6 protein-coding genes are annotated in these 5974 nt (G+C 65.3%); 2 read left to right on the top strand and 4 right to left on the bottom strand.

Translation table 11 applies throughout. From position 1 onward, the window contains the following. The first annotated feature begins 7 nt into the window (after positions 1-7). Both AC5JJ6_RS37610 and AC5JJ6_RS37615 read left to right on the top strand, forming a co-directional pair. The gene (locus tag AC5JJ6_RS37610; protein WP_496046942.1) at positions 8-1162 is read left to right on the top strand and encodes a bifunctional 2-C-methyl-D-erythritol 4-phosphate cytidylyltransferase/2-C-methyl-D-erythritol 2,4-cyclodiphosphate synthase; all 1155 of its coding nucleotides are present in this window, start codon (positions 8-10) and stop codon (positions 1160-1162) included. Positions 1163-1200: 38 nt separating this feature from the next. Continuing rightward, positions 1201-1698, top strand: coding sequence for a CinA family protein (locus AC5JJ6_RS37615; protein WP_496046938.1), 498 nt, complete (start codon positions 1201-1203; stop codon positions 1696-1698). Between the two features lie 5 nt (positions 1699-1703). On the opposite strand, the gene AC5JJ6_RS37620 is transcribed toward AC5JJ6_RS37615, so the two are convergent. The 4 genes from AC5JJ6_RS37620 to AC5JJ6_RS37635 form a co-directional block, all read right to left on the bottom strand. Then, the gene (locus AC5JJ6_RS37620; protein WP_044432044.1) at positions 1704-2183 is read right to left on the bottom strand and encodes a type II toxin-antitoxin system RatA family toxin; all 480 of its coding nucleotides are present in this window, start codon (positions 2181-2183) and stop codon (positions 1704-1706) included. Positions 2184-2185: 2 nt separating this feature from the next. Further along, complete coding sequence (gene lipA / locus AC5JJ6_RS37625) at positions 2186-3151, bottom strand: lipoyl synthase (protein WP_496046939.1); 966 nt, start codon at positions 3149-3151, stop codon at positions 2186-2188. A gap of 128 nt (positions 3152-3279) precedes the next feature. Beyond that, the gene (lpdA, locus tag AC5JJ6_RS37630) at positions 3280-4683 is read right to left on the bottom strand and encodes a dihydrolipoyl dehydrogenase (RefSeq protein ID WP_496046940.1); all 1404 of its coding nucleotides are present in this window, start codon (positions 4681-4683) and stop codon (positions 3280-3282) included. Between the two features lie 13 nt (positions 4684-4696). Further along, positions 4697-5974: pyruvate dehydrogenase complex dihydrolipoamide acetyltransferase (locus AC5JJ6_RS37635; RefSeq protein WP_496046941.1), on the bottom strand; the 1278-nt coding region annotated here is incomplete at its 5' end.

The raw sequence follows: 5974 nt of genomic DNA on the forward strand, positions 1-5974 counted from the left end.
TTCATGTGTGGCGTTGATTGTCGCCGCGGGAAGCGGCGAACGCTTTGGCGGCGACCGCCCCAAGCAGTACCAGAACCTTGGCGGATACGCCGTGCTGTGGCACACGGCGGGGGCTTTCCTGCGTCATCCCGCCGTCAACGGCGTTCAGGTCGTGATCCAGCCTCAGCACCGGGAGCTTTACGATGCTGCGGTGGCGGGTCTCGACCTGCCTGAACCGGTCGCCGGGGGCGCCACGCGGCAGGAATCCGTTCGGCTGGGGCTGGAGCGGCTGGCGGCGCTCGATCCCGTTCCCGAATTCGTCCTGATCCATGACGCCGCCCGGCCGCTGGTCGACGCGGCTACCATCGATGCGGTACGGACGAAGCTGAACGAGGTTCCGGCCGCCATTGCGGCGGTCCCCGTCACGGATACGCTGAAGCGCGGCGACACCGATGGCATGATCGTCGCCACGGTCGAACGGGCCGGGTTGTGGCGGGCGCAGACGCCGCAGGGATTCCGGTTCCCGGAAATCCTGAAGGCGCACCGGGATCTGGCGGGGGCGGAACTGACCGACGACGCGGCGGTGGCCGAGCGCGCGGGGCTTGGGGTGGCACTGGTTCATGGCAATGCGGACAATCTGAAAGTGACCAATCAGGACGATATGGCGAGGGCCGCCTTGACGATGAGCGCTATGTTACCCGATGTGAGGACGGGACTCGGCTTCGACGTCCACCGCTTCGCCCCCGGCGACCATGTGGTGCTGTGCGGCGTCAAGGTGCCGTACGAGGCGCGTCTGGACGGGCATTCCGACGCCGATGTCGGGCTGCACGCCCTGACCGACGCCATTCTGGGAGCACTGGCCGCAGGCGACATCGGCAGCCACTTTCCGCCCAGCGACCCGCAATGGCGCGGCGCCGACAGCGCCCTGTTCCTGCGCCACGCCGTCGGCATGGTGGAACGGCGCGGCGGCGTCATCTCTCATGTGGACGTGACGCTTATCTGCGAAAGGCCGAAGATCGGTCCTCACCGCGAAGCCATGGTCGCCCGCATGGGCGAGCTGCTGAATCTCACGTCGGACCGTATCAGCGTGAAGGCGACGACTACGGAGCGGCTGGGATTCACCGGACGCGGGGAAGGCATCGCGGCGCAGGCCGTCGCCACGATCCGGCTGCCGGCCAGCTAGAAAGCTCCGCTTGTGCCAAGCTGAAGGAGGAACCGCCCATGTTCCCAGAAGACGTCCTTGAGCAGGCGCGCGACGTGCTTGCACGATTCTCGGCTGCCGGATTCAAGGTGGCGACCGCGGAATCCTGTACCGGGGGCTTGATAGCGGGCGCCCTGACCGAGATCGCGGGCTCCTCCAGCGTCGTCGAGCGCGGCTTCGTCACGTATTCGAACGAGGCGAAGGCGGAGTTGCTGAGCGTTCCGGGTGAGCTGATTGCGCGCGTCGGCGCCGTCAGCCCCGAAGTCGCCGAGGCCATGTCCGCCGGCGCGATCGCGCATTCACGGGCCGACGTGGCGATCTCCGTCACGGGGATCGCTGGTCCCGGCGGCGAAACGCCGGGCAAGCCGGTGGGGTTGGTCTATTTCGGCATCACCCGGCGCGGCGACGGCGTCCGGCACGAGCGGCGCGTGTTTCCAGGCGACCGCTCGGCGGTGAGGATGGCGACGGTCAGGTTCGCGCTCGGCCTGCTGGCGGACGTGAACCTGACGAAGTTCTGAAGCCGTCAGGCCGGGTTCGAGGTGGTGTCGGGAGTGGCAACCGGAACCGTCCCGTCGCCGTAGAGCTGGCGGGCGCGGGTTTCGAATGCCGCCACCATGCGGCGGACCGCTTCGTTGAACAGCACGCCGATGATCTTCTGGAGCATCTTCGACCTGAATTCGAAATCGACGTAGAAATCGATCAGGCAGCCGCCGGTCTCGGTCGGACTGAAGATCCAGTGATTGTTCAGGTAGCTGAACGGACCTTCGCTATAGGCAACGTTGATGCGGTCGGGCGGATGCAGCTCGACGCGGGAGGTGAAGCGTTCGCGGATCATCTTGAAGCCGATGATGAGGTCCGCGTAGACGACGTTCCCTTCCCGCTTGCGGATACGTGCGGCCAGACACCAGGGCAGGAACTCCGGGTACTTCTCGATATCGGCAACGAGGTCGTACATCTGCTCAGGCGTATAGGGCAGTACCCGCTTCTCGGCGTGTGTCGGCATAGTCAGTCCTGAGAGACGGCGGCACCCGCCAGCTTCGCTTCACGGGCATCGCGCATCCGGCGGAAGTCGTCGCCGGCATGGTAGGACGAGCGGGTCAGCGGCGAACTGGACACCATCAGGAAGCCCTTGCCGCGCGCGATGGAGGCATAGCTGGCGAACTCGTCCGGAGTGACGAAGCGGTCGACGGGCTCATGTTTCGGCGTGGGCTGGAGATACTGACCGATGGTCAGGAAATCCACGTCGGCTGCCCGAAGGTCGTCCATTACCTGCATTACCTCTTCCTTGGTTTCGCCCAGGCCGACCATGATGCCGGACTTGGTGAAGATGCCGGGTTCCTGTTCCTTCACACGGGACAACAGGTTAAGGGAGGTAAAGTAACGGGCACCTGGACGGATCGTCGGATAAAGCCGGGGGACGGTTTCCAGGTTATGGTTGAAGACGTCGGGACGCGCTGCCGCGACATGCTCGACGGCGCCCTTCTTGCGCATGAAGTCGGGCGTCAGGATCTCGATCGTGGTCGCGGGCGCGGTTTCGCGGATGCGGCGGATCGTGCGGGCGAAGTGGTCGGCGCCGCCGTCTTCCAGGTCGTCGCGGTCGACGGAGGTGATGACCACGTGCTCCAAGCCCAGCGTACCGACGGCTTCGGCGACGTTGTCAGGCTCATGCGGGTCGAGCAGGTCGGGGCGGCCGGTCGCGACGTTGCAGAAGGCGCAGGCGCGGGTGCAGACGGCGCCGAGAATCATGAAGGTCGCGTGCTTCTTCTTCCAGCACTCGCCGATGTTCGGGCAGGCCGCTTCCTCGCAGACGGTATTCAGCTTGAGGCCCCGCATCAGCTTGCGGGTCTCGTTGTATTCCGTCGATACTGGGGCCTTTACCCTGATCCAGTCCGGTTTGCGCTGAACCGGGCTGTCGGGCCGCTTGGCCTTTTCCGGATGGCGGACGCGGTCGATCGGGGGGGAAGCGGTCATGATCCATCTAGCTCCATATGCCTGTGCCAGAAGTGTACCGCTTCGGCGAAGACATCAAGGTGCAATTTGAAGCGGGCGCCGCCTTTGCGGGCGGCGCCCAACGCACCGATACTAAAGTCGGTGGGCTATCAGTAATGGATAGCCCGGCCATAGGCGGCCAGCACTGACTCATGCATCATTTCGGAAAGCGTCGGATGCGGGAAGATGGTGTGCATCAGTTCCGCTTCCGTCGTCTCCATGGTCTTGGCGATGCCGTAGCCCTGGATCAGCTCCGTCACCTCGGCCCCGATCATGTGGGCGCCCAGCAACTCGCCGGTCTTGGCGTCGAACACCGTCTTGACCATGCCTTCCGGCTCGCCCAGCGCGATGGCCTTGCCATTCCCGATGAAGGGGAAGCGGCCGACCTTGACCTCGTAGCCGGCGGCCTTCGCCTTGGCCTCGCTCAGACCGACGCTGGCGACCTGCGGGTGCGAATAGGTGCAGCCCGGAATGTTGCTGACGTTGATCGGATGGGCTTCCTTGATGCCGGCGATGTGCTCGACGCAGATGACGCCTTCGTGGCTCGCCTTGTGGGCCAGCCAGGGTGCGCCGACCACGTCCCCGATCGCGTAGACGCCGGGCTCGTCGGTCTCCAGCCACTCGTTGACCAGGATGTGGGACTTCTCGGTCTTCACCTTGGTGTTCTCGAGGCCGATATGCTCGACGTTGCCGACGATGCCGACGGCCAGGATGACGCGGTCGACCGTGATCGTCTCGGTCTTGCCGTTGGCCTCGATCGTCGTCGTGACGTCGTTGGCGCCTTTCTTGAACTCACCGACCTTGGCGCCGGTGTAGATCTTCATGCCCTGCTTCTCGAACGACTTGCGGGCCATGGCGCTGATCTCCTCATCCTCGGCAGGGAGGATGCGGTCGACCATCTCGGCCACGATGACCTTGGCGCCCATGTTGAGGTAGAAGCTGGCGAACTCGATCCCGATGGCGCCGGAACCGATGACCAGGATCGACTTCGGCATGCTGTCCGGGACCATCGCGTGGCGATAGGTCCAGACCAGCTTGCCGTCGGCCTTCATGTTCGGGAATTCGCGGGCGCGGGCACCGGTCGCGACGATGATGTGCTTCGCCTCGAACTCGCCGACCGTGGTCGTGCCGTCCTTCTCGACCTTGATCCTGCCCTTGCCGAGCAGGGTGGCATGGCCGTCGATGACGGTTACCTTGTTCTTCTTCAGCAGGTGCTTGACGCCGCCCGAAAGCTGGGAGGCGACGCCACGCGACCGCTTGACCACCTTTGCAAGGTCGAAGCTGACTTCCTTGGCGGAAAAGCCGTATTCGTCCAGGTGGTGCAGCAGGTGCGAAACCTCGGCCGAGCGCAGCAGCGCCTTGGTCGGGATGCAACCCCAGTTGAGGCAGATGCCGCCCAGGTGCTCGCGCTCGACGACGGCAGTCTTCATGCCGAGCTGTGCGGCCCGGATGGCGGCCACGTAGCCGCCGGGACCGCCGCCGATGACGATGAGATCGAATTGAGTATCAGCCACAGGCTTTCTCCCGTTAGAGCAGCATCGACAGCGGATCTTCGATCAGCTTCTTGAAGACGGCGAGGAATTCGGCACCGACCGCGCCGTCCACCACGCGGTGGTCGACCGACAGCGTGCAGCTCATGACCGTGGCGACGGCCAGGGCGCCGTCCTTGACGATCGGGCGCTGCTCGCCGGCGCCGACCGCCAGGATGCAGCCCTGCGGCGGGTTGATGATCGCGCCGAACTCGCGGACGCCGAACATGCCGAGGTTGGAGATCGAGAAGGTGCCGCCCTGGAACTCCTCCGGCTTCAGCTTGCCGTCGCGGGCGCGCTTGGCCAGATCCTTCATGGCGTTGGAGATCTCGACCAGACCCTTGGTCTCCGCCGCCTTGATGATCGGCGTGATCAGGCCGGTCGGGGTTGCAACGGCAACCGAGATGTCGGCGTTCTCGTACTGGAGGATCGCATCGTCGGTCCAAGCGGCGTTGGCGGCCGGCACCTTCTTCAGCGCTAGCGCGGTGGCCCGGATCACGAAGTCGTTGACCGACAGCTTGTACTCGTCCGACCGGCCGTTCAGCTCGGCCCGCGTCTTCAGGAGCTGGTCGATCTGAAGATCGATGGTCAGGTAGAAGTGCGGAACGGTCTGCTTGGCCTCCGTCAGGCGGCGCGCGATGACCTTGCGCATGCCCGAGTTCGGGATCTCGCGGAACTTGATGCCGAGCTTGGTCGAGAAGTCCTTGGCATCGACGCCGGCCGGCTTCTGGGCGGACAGCACGGCTGCCGGGGACTGGGCCGCAGCCTGTCCCGCCGCCTGCGAGGGTGCGGGTTTCGGAGCTTCGGTCTTAGTGGCTTCAGCTGGAGCCGGCGTGGCGCCCTTCTTGGCGGTACCGCCGGAGATGGCGGCTTCGACATCGTGCTTGACGATGCGGCCGTTGGGGCCGCTGCCCTGGATCTGCGAGAGGTCCAGGCCGGACTGCTCGGCCATGCGCTTGGCGAGCGGGCTGGCGAAGATGCGGTTGCCGGACTGGGAGGGAGATTGGGCCGGAGCCTGGGCGCCGTTGCTCTTGGGAGCCGGAGCCGGGGCGGCGCTTTCCGATTTGGCTTCAGGCTTGCTGGCTTCGGCCTTGGCTTCCGGCTTGGCACCGCCGCTGCCTTCCAGCGCGGAGGCGTCCTCGCCCTCTTCCAGCAGGAGGGCGATCACCTGATTGACGGCGACGCCCTGAGTTCCTTCCTGGACGATGATCTTGCCGAGCGTGCCTTCATCGACCGCTTCGACTTCCATGGTGGCCTTGTCGGTCTCGATCTCGGC

This window comes from Skermanella sp. (assembly GCF_059503625.1).